The following is a 16,395-nucleotide window of genomic DNA, read 5'->3' as shown; positions in this document are numbered from 1 at the left end:
ACGGGCTTTTTCGTTTAGTGGTAAAATAAAAACGGCTCCTCCGTAAGTCTCCTTCCGGGGAGCCGTTTACAACTAAAGAATAATATTAATTCTGAATACTTTCTGTGTTATCCAGCTTCCATTCATTATTATAGAAACCTGCTGTTTTTACAGCACTCATATTCCCTTTCAATAAGTCCGTACTAAAGATCATATAATCAGGGAATCCACTGCCACCGGCAAAGTACTGGTTGGCATCGGCAGCACGCATACCAGCTAAGCCAGTACCGCCTATTACTGCAACAGATGCAATCCTGCTGTCAGCTCTTGGCCACATAAAATAAGCTGCCAGTTTATTGCCGGTATATTCCTGTGTACCTACGGTTACTTTACCTCGTGTTATCTGTATTGGACTGTTTTGCAACAGCTGTTTCCATGCTTTATTCGTACTGGCATTTCCGTAAATGATAATGCCACGGTCCGGATATTGGGTTGCGTCAAAATCTTTATCTGCAATGAGATCTACTGCGCCATTTCCCCTGTAATACCAGGTTTCAGCATCATAACGGGCTTTATTCAACGACCATTCATTTTCTGCTGGTTGTCCGCCGGTACTGTATACAAATACCATCCGGTGTTTAAATACTTCTTTGAAAGTACCATAACGGGCAATACCTTTTTCTGTGGCAAGCGGTGCTGCTCCCTGTACCCATTGTGTACCATTGTGGAAGTAAATCACAGTATCGCCTGCCTTACGGGTATACGAAATAGCAGGTTGATGATCCAGTATAATGCTGGTAGTTGTACCTGTGGGAATTTCTTTTACATCAAAGGCCAGAGTTTGTATGTTGGTGGTAGTACCGGTAATGGTATTGTTGTTTCTGAACAACTGCAGGCGGCTGTATTCAAGTGAATGTTGCTGTTGCAGAATATGGGCCCAGTGATAAGAAGATGAGATAGCAGGATTGGCGGTAGAGAAATCTATCACGTTCACGCCACTGTTTGCCGGGATGGTATGCCATTTAAAAAACTGGAACAGCGGATCCCAGTCTACACATTTATCGCCATACCAGTGTTCTCCGCCAGGGTATTCGTAATAGCTGTAGTCGGCATGGAAGCCGGCCAGGATCTGTTTCATCTGCCGTGCATAATCTACAGATACTACTTTGTCGCTATCGCCATGCAGAATATAAACACCGGATGCTTTATAGTTATTAGCCAGTTTGAAAACGTTGCTTGGATTGCTGGCTCTTAATAATACTTTCTCAGTGTTGTTTCGTGGTGAGTCCGGAATAAGTCCGTCGGCAGAGCCATAACCCATTAATGTAGGATAACCGGAGCAGGGAGCAATTGCAGCCCATTTGCCTGGATAAGTGGCCCCCAGGTACCAGGTACCGTGGCCTCCCATAGAGTGACCAGTCAGATAAATCCTTTCAGGATTAGGCTTGAATTTTTCGGTAGCAATGCTGAGTACTTCCAGTGCATCCAGGCGGCCCCAGTCTTCCCAGTTAAACCCACGCGGGCGGCGGTTAGTAGGAGCTACCAGCACGCCCCAGTCTTTATAACGGTAAGCGCTGGCCTGGTTGATAGCCTGTACTTCCGCACCATGTACGGAGAGGAACAGGGCAGGGGCTTTCCCATCAGGATTGGCTTGTGGAGATACACTATAGTATTGAACACTGCCATCGATATCACTAATGAAAGTATTGCTGTAATGAAGGGTATCGCTAACTGGTTTTAACGTGATTGTTTTATTATCCAGCGTAGTTTTTGCATTGAGTAGGGAGAGGGAGCAGTTACCGTCCTGCATACCGGAAGCATCCATTTTAAAACCTACTTTCCGGGTGGTTTGTGCTGCAATGTCCGGAAGGGTAGTCGTAAGTGTTTTACCTGCAATAGTAGCTTGTAATTGCAGGTTTTTAAGTGGCTGGGCAGTGGTATTGATAATCACTACAGCTCCCCAGAGTTCACTATTGTTTTTGTTGGATACAACAAAGGGCAGAGTAGAATCTGCAGTACTGATATATACTGGTTTTTTCGGGAACATGAGTTGTGCTTTGATCCCCATGTTACCATAACTGCGGCCGGTTCTGATATAAAAATCGTTTATCCCTTTATGTAGTGCTACCGGTATATACATCCATCCGTAGCGGTACATATCGCCGGCATGTGGTGTGCCGTTCACATATACCATTTGGTGACCGGCAATATTTAAGATTACCGTTTGCTCTTTAGGTGAATTATAGGATACATATAAGTATCCGTTGTTGATAGTCCGGCCGGCAAAAGCACCTTCGTTATTTGCCTGAATAGGTTGCCAGGTACCGGCTTTGCCTTTATCATCTGTAAAAGAAGCTGCACCATTCACTGGTGTTTTCAGCTGCCCCTCACATAGGAGGCCCGCCAACTGGTCGGTAAATAATGCTGTTCTGCCGTACTGGTGGCAGGGACCGCTGATCAATCCATCCTTAAAAACATACGCCTGTTGTGCAAGCAGGCTGAGACCTGTTAACTGGACCAGCGCCAGTATAAATACAATCTTTCGCATCGTAAGTTAATTTGACTTACAAAATAGAAAGCGGATGGATAGATAGTATATAGTTTTTTGTCAGTATACCATGTAATTTGAAGAGCGGTAAAATAGGAGTACTTCTAGTAGTTTACATATTTCTCTGAGAAACTTCCATCGGCAAATAAATCTATCAAACCATAACCAGGTGCTGTTTCTCTCAGGTTTCCTTCCCACCAGGCACCACTTACAGCTCCATTGCAGATGTAGGTAACATTATTGTACACCACTTTATCCCGCAGGTGGATATGGCCGCTTAAACATAATTTTACATTAGGATGCCGGTAAAACAGGCTGATGATTTTTGCTGTATCGGTATGCATTTCTCCTCCCAGCATCTCCCACTTGTTTACGATATTATCTTGTACCATGAGAGTGGCTGTAAGGATAGGAATGTGAGACATAACACATACAGGCATCTCTGTTGTTTTCAATTCATTTTCCAGCCAGCTGAATTGCTCATCACCTAATTTTCCGATGTACCAGGTATTATCAATATCCAGGTGTACACTGTCGAGTATAATAAACTTCCAGCCATTCTTTACAAAGCTGTAATAAGGAGAAGATAATTGCAGCTGGTCCATGGAATATTGTTTTCCATAAACGGCCTGTCCTTTATTGTTTTCTGCCCACCAGATATCATGATTACCTATTGCATAATGAACAGGAAGACTACATTCTGCTTTAGCGATAGTTTTTACCAGTTTCCACTGTTCATCAATAGTAGCCAGGTTTTCCTTATTCATATCGAAGACTATATCACCCCCATTAAGGATCATATCTACTTTGGGAGATTGTTGCTGTACATGATGCAGACAGTCTGCAAAATGCGTGGGTGCATTCAATTTATTTTTTAAATGGATATCTGTGAGATGTGCTACCCGTAAAACTGGCTTTTCTTTTTCTGCAGCAAATGAAAAAGGGGATGTAAGTACAAGGCCGCCCAGCCCCAGGCCTTTAAGGAGTGTTCTTCTTTCCATGACGGGTGTAAAGATATATTCCGGATTGCTGGTTATATGTTATGAAATTGTAAAAATAAAAAACCGGCCTCTGTTAAAGAAGCCGGTTTCGAAAATAGAACCTAATAGTAATTTAGTTCTCGTATCTTGAAGAAGTCTGTCTGTTACGTGGCTGACTGCTACGCTGTTGACCGCTACTACTATTGCGTTGCTGATTGTTGCGTCCCGGACGGTTATTAGAGAAACCACCGTTGCTTCTGCCTCCACCACCTTGTGGTTTTGGTGGAATACCACGGAAAGTAGGAGCAGCAACTTCGCTGTCATGGAATGGATGTGAGTCCACTACAGGGATATTACGTGCTATCAGTTTATGAATGTCACGCAGGTATGTTTTTTCTTCGGCATCGCAGAAGGAGAACGCTGCACCATCGGCACCGGCACGGCCTGTACGGCCAATACGGTGTACATAGGTTTCAGGTACGTTTGGTAATTCATAGTTGATCACGTGTGTGAGTTGATCTATGTCAATACCTCTTGCTGCAATGTCAGTGGCTACAAGTACCCTTGTTTGCTGGGACTTGAAGTTAGAGAGTGCGCGCTGACGGGCATTCTGTGACTTGTTACCATGAATGGCTTCTGCTGTGATATTCACTTTTTGCAGATCCTTTACTACTTTATCCGCACCGTGTTTGGTACGGGTAAATACCAGGACAGTTTTAATGTCATGTTCTTTCAGCAGATGCAGGAGCAGGCCACGTTTATCCTGTTTACCTACGAAGTAAACAGATTGTGTGATGGTATCGGCAGTGGAAGACACTGGTGTTACTTCTACTTTAGACGGATTACGCAGAATGGCATTTGCCAGGGTCTGAATTTCCGGTGGCATGGTAGCCGAGAAGAATAATGTCTGCCTGTTGTCCGGTAACTTGGTAATAACGCGTTTTACGTCATGTACAAAGCCCATGTCCAACATTCTGTCTGCTTCGTCCAGCACAAAGAATTTGATGTCTTTCAGGCTTATATGTGCCTGGTTTATAAGATCCAGCAAACGGCCGGGAGTAGCTACCAGGATATCGACACCTCTTCTCAGCGCTTCTGTTTGCCCATGCTGGGACACGCCTCCGAAAATAACGAGATGTTTAAGATCGAGATATTTACCATAGGCAGCAAAGCTTTCCTGTATCTGTATCGCCAGTTCACGTGTAGGCGTTAATATGAGTGCTTTGATCGTGCGTTGTCCTTTGCGGGGTGCAGTCTGTTGATCCTGTTGGAGTAACTGTAGCAGGGGAATAGCAAAAGCAGCTGTTTTACCTGTACCTGTTTGTGCACATCCCAGTAAGTCACGTTTTTCAAGGACTAAGGGGATTGATTGCTGTTGGATAGGTGTAGGATTCGTATATCCTTCATCTTTCAAAGCCTTCAGCACTGGCTCGATGAGCCCTAATTGTTCAAATGACAAATTATTTGATTTTTTAATGAAAAAATATGGTAAGGCTATCAAATGCAGTTGATACTTTACCTGCCTTACTCGCAAGCCTGCACATTTTTTGGAGGGTAACTACAAAAGTTGGTGAGGAGAGAGAATAAAAGTTATGCAAATGTAACTTAAATAATTGATATAAGCCTCATAAGAGTTTTTCCATCATTCTTTCAGGCTTCTCCAGCGGCGTAAATCCGAATTGCTGATATAATGAATGTGCATCAGCTGTTACCAGTCCCCAGCGCTTTAAGCCCTGCAGATCAGGATGTGCCATAACTTCTTTTATCAATAATTTACTGAGTCCCTGTCCCCTGTAATCTTCCAGTATAAATACATCCATCAGCCAGGCAAAGATGGCATAATCAGTTGCTATCCTTGCAAATCCTACCTGTTTGTGTTCCTGGTTGTATACCCCCAGGCAGATTGAGTGGGCAATAGATTTTTCTACTGTTTCCATTGTTCTGCCCTGGGCCCAGTAAGACCGGTTGCTGAGAAAATCATGTATCAGGGCAAGATCCAGTTTTGTTTTATCATCTGAAATATAGAAAGAGGACATAGATGTTTTTTTCGTGTATTCAAAGATAACACGTTTAACGATTAGTCAGTATCTTGCATTCCACTATGAGCCAGGAACCAATAACACTGATAGAACAGCCTAATGGCCGCCATACCTTGTATGCGGCGGTAGAGCAGGACGACCGTACCGCTTATTTTTACCTGTATACTGCAGAACTGATCAGCAAGAAATACCGCATGCGTGCCTGCTGGTTACGCAACCTTAAACCGGGGCCTGCGGACAGGGATAGTGCGGCTATGGAGAATGGAATGGCACCCATGCTACCTGCCAGATTATGTAATCACCCGGAAGGTAAAGAACCTTTACAGGCAGAATTGCTGTCAATTGTATGGATGCCCGAAGATGATGGTGCTGCTGTACTGTATAATGGAGAAACACTGGGTGTAATTCCCGGATGGAGCCTGTATGTGGATGAACCAGCGGCCTATGCTGCCGATTGTATTGATGTGGATGATCAGCAACTGGTATTCCCGCTGGGAAAACCGGGAGCAAATGTACAACATGAGCGTGTAGCTGAAGCCGTTAATTTCCGGACCGACTGGGAAAGTGTGGAAGAACCAAGGTGGCCGGTGATCCAGGAGCAGTTCATTAATGCATATGAAGAACATTTCGGTAAAATGCAGCAGTATTATGCCATCGATAATAATGAATGGCCACCAATGGCGATGGGTAAATTTGAAAAGGATGATGTTATCTATTTCCTGACCATGGGCGTAAGTATCCGTCCTATGCCCTGGGTGGCTTACCTGTATAATGAAAGTGCACCTGCTTTCCGGAGGATGGAACTGGCAATTGCGATCAATAAAAAGGACTTTTCGGAAGAAGAGATCATGAAGATGGCTGAAGGATTATCTGTGCTTGCAGATATCCCCTGGAGGCATATCAGCTGGCTGGGAGAAGGACATACCGTAGGCTCCTCCAAACTGCCGGCTCCTTTTGAAAGCCTGGTATTGTCTGCCGCCTTGTATAACGGAGAAGGTATCACGCTGCCGGAAATATATGGCGATAAAGTAAATCTCTACTGGACCAGCCCCATCACTCCGCTTGAACTGGGGTTTGCCCATCGTAAAGCCAATGGCGGATATGAACTACTTGAAAAGATGATCGAATATGATATTACCCATGTGGTGAACAAACGGGAAGAACTGTTATTCTAACTGAGTTTTCATAGATTGCTAATGATCGTAAATACACTGCGCCTGCCTGTTTTGTTTGTTAATTGGGCTTTGGGATAAGATTTTAGATCAGATCTTTATTAAACTTCACCTAAGCATTACGGCAGCCAAGGTGTATGTGCGATCTTTATAAGTAAAATATAAATTTTCATAGATTGCTAATGATCGTAAATACACTGCGCCTGCCTGTTTTGTTTGTTAATTGGGCTTTAGGATAAGATTTTAGATCAGATCTTTATTAAACTTCACCTAAGCATCACGGCAGCCAAGGTGTATTTATGATCATTAAGCAATCGCGCAGAGACACCCCCACTTCTATTTGATTCCCAACATTTTCACGTTACTTTTTCAACCTTCCTTTTTAGATAGTACCCACGCCGGGTCATTTTAATACAGAATGTCCGATCTTTATAAGTAAAATATAAAATATGAAGTATAGAAGATTAGGAGTTACAGAAGTTGAATTGTCTGCTATAGGACTGGGATGTATGGGAATGAGCCATGCCTATGGCGAACCGGATGATGTAGAATCCGTTGCCACACTGGAAAAAGCGCTGGAACTGGGTATTAATTTCTGGGACACAGCAGATGTGTACGCTAATGGAAAGAATGAGGAACTGGTAGCTAAAGTGTTGAAACCTAACAGGAATAAGATATTTATTGCTACCAAGTTTGGTTTCCGTGCCAGCTCAGATGGTAAACTGACAACATTTGACGGTTCTCCTGCATATATGAAAACGGCTGTAGAGGCCAGTTTAAAACGTTTGCAGACAGATGTGATTGATTTGTATTATGCACACCGTATAGACCCTAATGTGCCGGTGGAAGAGATGGTGGGTGCTATGGCCGATCTTGTTAAGGAAGGAAAAGTACGTTATATCGGATTGTCTGAAGCGTCTGCTACCTCTTTGCGTAAAGCGCATGCGGTACATCCAATCAGTGCATTACAGAGTGAATATTCCCTGTTAACAAGAGAGGTAGAGGCCGATGTATTGCCAGTATGTAAAGAACTGGGGATCTCTTTTGTGCCTTTCAGTCCGCTGGCCCGTGGGTTAGTGACCAATTCACTCAACATATCAGAGCTGGCAGCGAATGATTTCAGAAGATCATTACCCCGTTACCAGGAAGAATACGCAGAGAACAACCGGAAACTGTCCGAAGGTTTTGCTGCCATCGCTGCGGGCAAGAATTGTACACCTGCTCAGCTGGCACTGGCCTGGGTACTGGCGCAGGGAGATGACATTATACCCATTCCCGGTACCAAACGCCGGAAATACCTGCTGGATAATGCCGGCGCGGTAGACGTGGTGTTAAATACCACAGATCTGCAGGCTATTGAAGCATTGCTGGCTAAATATCCCAATACGGGCGACCGCTATAATGAGGCAAACTTAAAGTTTGTAGATAAAAACTGATATTTTTGTGTCCCGGATTTAAGCTTTTTATAGCTCCGGGATAACATAAAATACTCGTTTTGATCAAGATAGAAAACATCGTGCTGCCTGACTTTCCCTTGTTGCTTGCGCCAATGGAAGATGTAAGTGATCCTCCTTTCCGGGTGGTGTGTAAGGATAATGGGGCCGACCTGTTATATACAGAATTTATTTCCAGTGAAGGCTTGATAAATGATACTGCCAAATGCCGTAAAAGGCTGGATATTTTTGATGAAGAACGTCCGGTAGGGATCCAGATCTTTGGGGGTGATGAGGGAAAGCTCGGGATGGCAGCTACGATTGTTGATATGATTCAGCCTGATTTGCTGGATATCAATTTCGGTTGTCCGATTAAAGGTATAGTAAGCAAAGGTGCCGGTTCCGGAGTACTGAAAGATATAGACCTGATGGTTCGGCTCACGGCAGCCTGTGTAAAGGCCACAAATTTGCCCGTTACGGTAAAGACGAGATTAGGGTGGGATGATGATACCAAAAATATAGAAGAAGTGGCAGAACGCCTGCAGGATGCAGGTATTAAAGCACTGGCCATTCATGGCCGTACCCGCTGCCAGATGTATAAAGGAGAAGCCGACTGGGAACTGATTGCCAGAGTGAAAAATAACCCCCGCATTCATATTCCCGTTTTCGGGAATGGAGATATTGACAGTCCGCAGAAAGCGCTGGAATATAAAAACCGGTATGGTGTAGATGGTATTATGATAGGGCGTGCAGCTATTGGTTATCCCTGGATTTTCCGCGAAGTAAAACATTATATTCAGACAGGCGAGCTCCTGCCTGCCCCTACATTGGCAGAGAGGGTAGACGTTTGCAAAAAACAACTCCGTAAATCACTGGAATGGCGCGGTCCTGAATCAGGTGTGTATGCTATGCGCCGGCATTATATCAGTTACCTGAAAGGATTGCCGGAATTTAAGGAATTCAGAAGAAGGCTTGTTTCAACTGATGATCCGTTGGAAGTAGAAGCGGTGCTGGACGAGCTGCTGGTGGCATATAAAGGCTTTGAAATAGCACAAACTCCAATAGAACTGATCAACTATCACGAAAATTGTTCGTTGTAATATTGACATCAAAAAATGTATTTTTAGAGTCATCTCCTATATAATACAACTATGTTCAGGTTTGCTCTCATCATTTTATTTTTCCCGTTAACAACTGTTTCGCAACAGCAACAACTTTCTCTTCTGCAGAAGAGCAAAAAGGATACTTCCCGTGTTCATTTGCTGCTGGACCTTAGCCAGTATTATTTCAGTAAGTCTGATAGAACGCCCGCTCAACTGGACAGCGGCCGGATTTATGCCCTGGAGGCTGAGGCGTTGAGCATTTCACTGCATTACCCATTGGGAGAGGGCAATGCAGCACTGCTGGCTTCTGGTATACTTCGTGTTCAGCAACAACAGGAAAAGGGAAAGCAGTACCTGAAAAAAGCAATGGACCTGTTTACAAAGTATAATTATAAGGACAGAATAGGCGAAGCATATGAAGAGACTGCCTCTTATTATGACCAGGAAACAGATGAAGGAGTTATTAACAGGATACAGTATAAAGAAAAAGCGGTGGCTTTTTTTGAACAGGCGGGGAACAGAAGACGGGTGGGAGATGTTGAAAAGGGCATAGGAGACTATTATGGTATGTTAGGGAAATACCCGGAGGCATCTATCCATCTTAAAAAAGCACTGAATGCTTATAAAAGCATTGGGTTTGATATTTCTATGGAAGGATTATATGACCTGATGGGCATTGTAGCCAGTATGATGGGCGACTACCAGGAAGGACTTACATATGGATTGCTGGCTGTAAAAACATCAAAAGAAAATAAGGATTCGTCCCTGGTATTATCCACCATTTATAACCGGCTCGGGCTTACTTATTTAAAGCTGACCCAGTATGAAGATGCCCTGAATTGTTACAGGCTGGCCCTTCCTATTGCAGAAAGATATAAAGATACCTCTTCCATACTGATCATTTATGCAAATATAGTAAATGCCCTGACCAGGTTAAACAGGCTGCAGGAGGCACTTACTGTTGAGAAATCCATAGCAGAAAAATATCCTACAAAAGATGTACAGCAACTAATATTAAGAGAGATCACTTTTTTAGGTATTTACCGGAAAATGAAACGTTTTCCGGAAGCACAACGATATTGTGATCATGTATTGACAATGTCTGCTTTGAAATCTCAGAATGCGGCAGTGCAATATTTCGTTTATAAAGCAGTGATCCCACTTTTTCTTGATACCCGGCAGTATAATCTGGCCCATAAATATCTTGTTATCAATGAGGCATATTGTATTAAGCAGAATACACCGATAGACCTTGCGGAGAACCATTTGCTCTGGTATAAAATGGATTCGGCCCAGGGTAAATATTTATCTGCTATTGATCATCTCCTGATAACGAGAAAACTGAATGATTCATTATTTAGTGAGACAAAAAGCCGTCAGCTTTCCCAGTTAAAAGTACGTTATGAAACAGAGCAGAAAGATCAGGATATAAGAATAAAGGAACAGAGCATTCAACTGCTTACAAAAAAAGGGGAACTGCAGCAAACATTCCTTGACAAAGAAAGAACCACCAGGAATGCAATAATTGGAGGATCGGTTATGCTGGTATTAATGCTGGGATTGGGATATAACCGTTACCGTTTGAAACAACGAAGCAATATTAAACTCCAGGTGCAGCAGGACGAGATTAACCGGCAGAACTTCTCATTAAAAAGCTTAATAGACGGTAAAAATATTCTGCTGAGAGAAAAGGAATGGTTACTGAAAGAAATTCATCATCGTGTAAAAAATAACCTGCAATTTATTATCAGCCTGCTCAATATCCAGTCTGCCTACCTGGATAATGATGCTGCAATACTGGCTATCCGCGAAAGCCAGAGACGGATGTATACCATGTCGCTCATCCATCAGAAATTATATCAGTCGGACGAGATAGCTTTTATTGATATGGGAAAGTATGTCTGTGAACTGGTAAGTTATCTGAGAGATAGCCTGGTTACAGGATCCCGCATTCATTTTGATCTGCATATTGATGATATTGAACTGGAAGCAGTACAGGCGGCCCCTGTTGGTCTTATCCTGAATGAATCCATTACCAATGCCATTAAATACGCTTTCCCGGATAATAAGGCGGGTATCATCACCATTAAATTATTGTATACAGAAACGAAAGAGATCCTGCTCAGTGTTGCAGATAATGGAACAAGCCTGCCGGAAGATTTTGATCTGAAGAAAAAGGGATCTCTGGGTATGACACTGATAGAAACACTGAGTGAACAGCTCGAAGGTGCTCTCAATATCACAAATAACAAAGGATTAGAGATTGCGATTTTGTTCAAAGAGGAAAAGAGTATTCGTGCCTATGCTGTAAATGATAAAATGTAAGCAAAGCCGGGTAATATCTGTTAATGGATTCTGCCATAAGATTTCGAATATTACATCATGTGGACTAAACCATGGCTGATAGTAATTACGCTGGCAATTTGCCTGCCTTCCTTCGCGCAACACAAAAATTTTATTCCCTTACCTGTTGCCCGTTTTATCACTGGTGATCAGCCTGCCTGGTCATCAATGTCGTTTGATGATCAAAGCTGGAAAGAGATCCGGACAGGGAAAGTATGGCAGGAGCAGGGATACGACAGTTACCATGGCTATGCCTGGTACCGCATTCACATAAAGATCCCTTCAGCACTGCGTAATAAGGGCTTCTGGAAAGACAGCCTGAGAATTTTCCTTGCACACGTAAATGATGTGGATGCTACTTATCTGAACGGTGTAAAGATTGGCCAGACAGGTAACTTCCCGGATGATAAAGAAGGCTACGTAAGCAAGTGGCCGGCTGTGCGCGAATATCATGTAGCTGTCAATAGCCCCGCTATCCATTGGGATGAAGAAAATGTAATCGCCATCCGTGATTATGATGGTGGTGGTAGTGGTGGTATTTTTATGGGTGAGCCCTATATAGATATGCTGGAAAAAACAGACGGACTTACTATCAGCATGCCTGCGGATGAAATCAAATATTTGTCCAATGGTAAGGCTACCCAGCCCTTAATGGTATCTAACGGGTTTAATACTTCCATCACTGGTACACTTGCATATACTGTTACAGATAATCACAACGATCTCATCCATCGTAAAATAGAATTACAATTAGCCCCATATGGGCGGCAGTCATTTATCCTGGACTTACCTAACCGTGAAGGAATAACCTGTAAGTACAGTTTTACAGAAAAATCAAGCGGTTTACAGTTACAACAGCAACAAACATTTCCATATATCCTTACGCCTCGGGTGTCCGATCATCCACGCATTAATACAGCAAAAGTATATGGGGTAAAACCCGGCTCTCCATTTTTATTTAAGATAGCAGCTACCGGGATAAAACCGCTGAAATACAAGATAGATCAGCTTCCCGAAGGATTACTGTTAGATGAACAAACAGGTATCATTACCGGTCAGCTGAATAAAAAAGGAAATTATGCTACGGTAATCCATGTGAGTAATGCTATTGGAACGGCAACTCAAACTTTTACTATTAAAGTGGGAGATACGCTGGCATTTACACCTACAATGGGATGGAACAGCTGGAATTGTTGGGGGATAAATGTAAGTGCAGCGAAAGTACAAAGTTCGGCAAAGGCAATGCTGGAAAAAGGACTGGCAGATCATGGCTGGAATTATATTAATGTGGATGATGGCTGGGAAGCACCGGCAAGAGCAGCGGACAGCAGTATTCTTACTAACAGTAAGTTCCCGGATATGCAGGGATTGGGCAACTGGTTGCATCTGCATGGACTAAAGTTCGGCATTTATTCATCGCCTGGTCCTTTGACCTGTGGCGGTTTCCTGGGTTCTTACCAGGCGGAGGAAAAAGACGCGCGCACCTATGCCGGCTGGGGAGTAGATTATCTTAAATACGATTGGTGCAGTTATGAATCTATTGTGGGAAAAGATACTTCGCTGAATGCATATATAGAACCCTTCCGTATCATGCAGCATGCTTTGCGTGCGCAACAGAGAGATATCATTTACAGTATCTGCCAGTACGGACTGAAAGATGTGTGGAAATGGGGCGGAGAAGTAGGTGGACAATCCTGGAGAACAACAGAAGATATAGAAGATACCTGGGAGAGTCTGGAACATATAGGTTTCAGTCAGGATAAATTACAGCAGTATGTTAGTCCCGGTCACTGGAATGATCCCGATATGATGATCGTTGGTAAAGTGGGCTGGGGAGAGAATTTGCATCCTACCAGATTAACACCGGACGAGCAATATACCCATGTGAGTTTATGGTGTTTGCTGGCCGCTCCTTTGCTTATAGGTTGTGATCTGGATAAATTAGATGACTTTACGCTTAGTCTGCTGACGAATGATGAAGTGCTGGCTATTGATCAGGATGAACTGGGAAAACAGGCAAAACGCATTTCTGCAAATGTATGGGTAAAGGAACTGGCAGATGGCAGCAGGGCTGTAGGTATTTTTAATATGGATACCACTTACCGTAATATAACTGTGAACTGGAAAGAACTGGGATTAAATAATTACCGGCAGATGCGTGATGTATGGCGTCAGCAGAACATTGGTCCGCTGCAGTCATCTTTTACTAAACAGATAGCACCGCATGGCGTGATGCTGATAAAATTAATACCATGACCAGATATATTTTCCTTTTCATACTCGGTATAAGTACAGCAAAAGCGCAGGATCGGGCGGTGATCCATATCAATACACAACAACAGGGTGCAAGGATTGCCCCCACCTTACATGGGATATTTTTTGAAGAGATCAGTCATGCTGGTGAAGGAGGATTATATGCGGAACTGATTCAGAACCGAGGGTTTGAAGAAAGTCAACTGCCGCAGGGAACTAAACTGGAAGATGGATTTATTGTACCGGAAAGAACGCCGCATTTCTCCATGCCTCCCGGTCAGGTAAGTGACTGGAAGATGGAATGGCCTATTAAAAGTGATTGGCCTGCCTGGTCTGCTACGGCCGGTATTACACTGGCATTAACAGACAAACAACCTTTAAACAGTGCTACACCGCATTCGCTGGAAGTAAATATCAGCGGCAAAGCAGACCTGATTAATGAAGGCTTCTGGGGGATAAATACAGTTGCCGGAAATAAATATAACCTGCAATTTTATGCAAGGAATTATAAAGGAAGTATTACAGCTTCCCTGCAATCGGCCAAGGGGGAGATCCTGGCCAGTTATACTTTCAATAGAGTACAGAATACCGGCTGGAAAAAATATAGTGGTACACTTACTGCTACGAAGTCCGATCCGGCAGCAAGGTTTGTATTGTCATTCAGTAACAAAGGAATAGTGTATCTCGATTTTGTTTCCCTTTTCCCTCAACAAACATTTAAGCAACGTTCTAATGGATTAAGGGCAGACCTGGCGAATTACATCGCCGATCTGAAACCTGCATTCATCCGCTGGCCGGGAGGTTGTTATGTAGAAGGGATTAATATAGAAAGTGCGCCCGACTGGAAGCGCACATTGGGACCAATAGAAAAGCGTCCGGGTACCTACAGTCCCTGGGGTTACTGGTCGGGCGATGGGTTCGGTTATCATGAATACCTGCAATATTGTGAAGATATAGGAGCGGCGGCATTGTATGTATTTAATGTGGGAGTATCCTGTGATTACAGAAGTGGTACATTTATTCCGGACGAAGGACTGGACAGTGTGATTCAAAATGCACTGGATGCTATAGAATATGCAATAGGACCCGTAACCTCCCGGTGGGGAAAAGTAAGAGCCGCCAGCGGTCATCCTGCCCCGTTTCCGCTTAAATATGTAGAGGTAGGCAATGAACAGCATGGCCCACGGTATGCACTCCGTTACAACCGTTTTTATGATGCCATCAAAAAACAATACCCGGATATTAGTGTTATTGCCAGTATGGGAATTGGCGATGTGAACAGAACAACACTGGACAGTATGCAGCATGTGGAGATGGCAGATGAACACGCTTATAAGGGAGCATACTGGTCATTTAACCATGACAATCATTTTGATAAATACAAAAGAGGAAACTGGACAATGTACGTGGGAGAGTATGCCACTAATGCCGGTGTGGGCACGGGTAATATGACCGCTACACTAAGTGATGCGGTATATATGATGGCTATGGAAAGGAATGCAGACCTGGTGAAGATGTCCAGTTATGCACCTTTACTGGTAAATGTACATGATGTAGACTGGCCGGTGAACCTCATTAATTTTGATGCAGCAAATAGTTTTGCCAGGATCTCTTATTATACCATCAAAATGTTCAATGAGAACAGACCGGATGTAAATCTTGCCACAACGGTGGTTGCAACCCCATCGGCAGCGCCTGCATTTACAGGCGGAATAGGGTTAAGCACCTGGGATACACAAAGCGAATATAAAGATATCGAAGTACGTAATGGCGATCAGCTATTATATAAAAGTGACTTTGTTCACAAACCTGAAGAATGGCAATTGCTGAGAGGCAAATGGAATGTACAGGACAGCGCATTAGCGCAAACTGCAGAAGGAGCACAGCTGATGGCTATCCTGAAAGGGAAAACATTTGATACATACACGCTCACTTTAAAGGCGCGCAAAAAGGACGGCTTTAACGCATTTATTATTCCTTTTGCAGTAAAGGACAGCAACACCTGTTTAAGGGCGCATATAGGTTCTTATGTGAATCAGAATTGTGTGTTTGAAAGAGTGACCGGAGGATATGATGTATCGGATGTAAGTGATCAGAAACGGTTGAAACATCCAATAGAAAAAGACCGTTGGTATGAGATTCGTCTGGAAGTAAAAGCAGACCAGGTAGATTGTTATCTGGATAATGAAATGCTGATGAGTTACCGCGAACCTGCCAAAGTGTTTGCCATTTCCGGAAGAGAGGAAAATACAGGAGATATCATTGTGAAGATAGTAAATGCAGGAGCAACAACCTGTAATTCAAATATCGAACTGGACGGCAATGCAATGATTAATAAAACAGCAACACTCATCACGCTGGCGTCAGATAAGGAAACGGCGGAGAACTCTTTTGAAAAGCCTGTAGCATATACACCTGTTCAGCAACAGGTATCAGTCACATCCGGTTCATTTCATCTTTCGCTGGCACCATATTCTGTAAATGTATTACGATTAAAAGACACGCATTATATCAGGATAAAATCCGGTAACTAAATCATAAAATT

The 16,395-nt window shown here is 43.4% G+C and carries 10 protein-coding genes; 6 read left to right on the top strand and 4 right to left on the bottom strand.

Going from position 1 to position 16,395, the window contains the following annotated elements:
- Positions 1-85 precede the first annotated feature (85 nt).
- The 4 genes from BM176_RS11535 to BM176_RS11520 all read right to left on the bottom strand — a co-directional run bounded on the left by BM176_RS11535 (position 86) and on the right by BM176_RS11520 (position 5,543).
- Positions 86-2,527 carry a carboxylesterase family protein gene (locus tag BM176_RS11535; RefSeq protein ID WP_090102992.1) on the bottom strand — a complete coding sequence of 814 codons (2,442 nt, stop codon included), beginning with the start codon at positions 2,525-2,527 and terminating at the stop codon, positions 86-88.
- 104 nt (positions 2,528-2,631) lie between these two features.
- A complete protein-coding gene (locus BM176_RS11530; RefSeq protein WP_090102991.1) occupies positions 2,632-3,528 on the bottom strand; it encodes a metallophosphoesterase family protein in 897 nt (298 codons plus the stop codon).
- A gap of 112 nt (positions 3,529-3,640) precedes the next feature.
- Positions 3,641-4,966, bottom strand: coding sequence for a DEAD/DEAH box helicase (locus BM176_RS11525; RefSeq protein ID WP_090102989.1), 1,326 nt, complete (start codon positions 4,964-4,966; stop codon positions 3,641-3,643).
- A 166-nt stretch (positions 4,967-5,132) separates the two neighbouring features.
- A complete protein-coding gene (locus BM176_RS11520) occupies positions 5,133-5,543 on the bottom strand; it encodes a GNAT family N-acetyltransferase (RefSeq protein WP_090102986.1) in 411 nt (136 codons plus the stop codon).
- Positions 5,544-5,608: 65 nt separating this feature from the next.
- On the opposite strand from BM176_RS11520, the gene BM176_RS11515 reads away from it, so the two are divergent.
- The 6 genes from BM176_RS11515 (at position 5,609) to BM176_RS11490 (ending at position 16,384) form a co-directional block, all read left to right on the top strand.
- Positions 5,609-6,721 (top strand): suppressor of fused domain protein, encoded by a 1,113-nt coding sequence (locus BM176_RS11515; protein ID WP_090102984.1) that lies wholly within the window; start codon positions 5,609-5,611, stop codon positions 6,719-6,721.
- Positions 6,722-7,167: 446 nt separating this feature from the next.
- The gene (locus BM176_RS11510) at positions 7,168-8,154 is read left to right on the top strand and encodes an aldo/keto reductase (RefSeq protein ID WP_090102982.1); all 987 of its coding nucleotides are present in this window, start codon (positions 7,168-7,170) and stop codon (positions 8,152-8,154) included.
- Between the two features lie 59 nt (positions 8,155-8,213).
- Positions 8,214-9,251 (top strand): tRNA dihydrouridine synthase DusB, encoded by a 1,038-nt coding sequence (gene dusB, locus BM176_RS11505; protein ID WP_090102980.1) that lies wholly within the window; start codon positions 8,214-8,216, stop codon positions 9,249-9,251.
- Positions 9,252-9,302: 51 nt separating this feature from the next.
- Complete coding sequence (locus BM176_RS11500) at positions 9,303-11,579, top strand: tetratricopeptide repeat-containing sensor histidine kinase (RefSeq protein ID WP_090102978.1); 2,277 nt, start codon at positions 9,303-9,305, stop codon at positions 11,577-11,579.
- A 57-nt stretch (positions 11,580-11,636) separates the two neighbouring features.
- Positions 11,637-13,853, top strand: a complete 2,217-nt coding sequence (locus BM176_RS11495; protein ID WP_090102976.1) for a putative Ig domain-containing protein — start codon at positions 11,637-11,639, stop codon at positions 13,851-13,853.
- Positions 13,850-16,384: an alpha-L-arabinofuranosidase C-terminal domain-containing protein gene (locus BM176_RS11490; RefSeq protein WP_090102974.1), complete on the top strand. Its 2,535-nt coding sequence runs from the start codon at positions 13,850-13,852 to the stop codon at positions 16,382-16,384. The genes BM176_RS11495 and BM176_RS11490 overlap by 4 nt, the downstream gene beginning before the upstream one ends.
- Positions 16,385-16,395 lie beyond the last annotated feature (11 nt).

It is taken from the genome of Chitinophaga sp. CF118 (assembly GCF_900112615.1).
GTDB lineage: Bacteria > Bacteroidota > Bacteroidia > Chitinophagales > Chitinophagaceae > Chitinophaga.
This window is presented reverse-complemented; position numbering and strand designations above follow the sequence as displayed.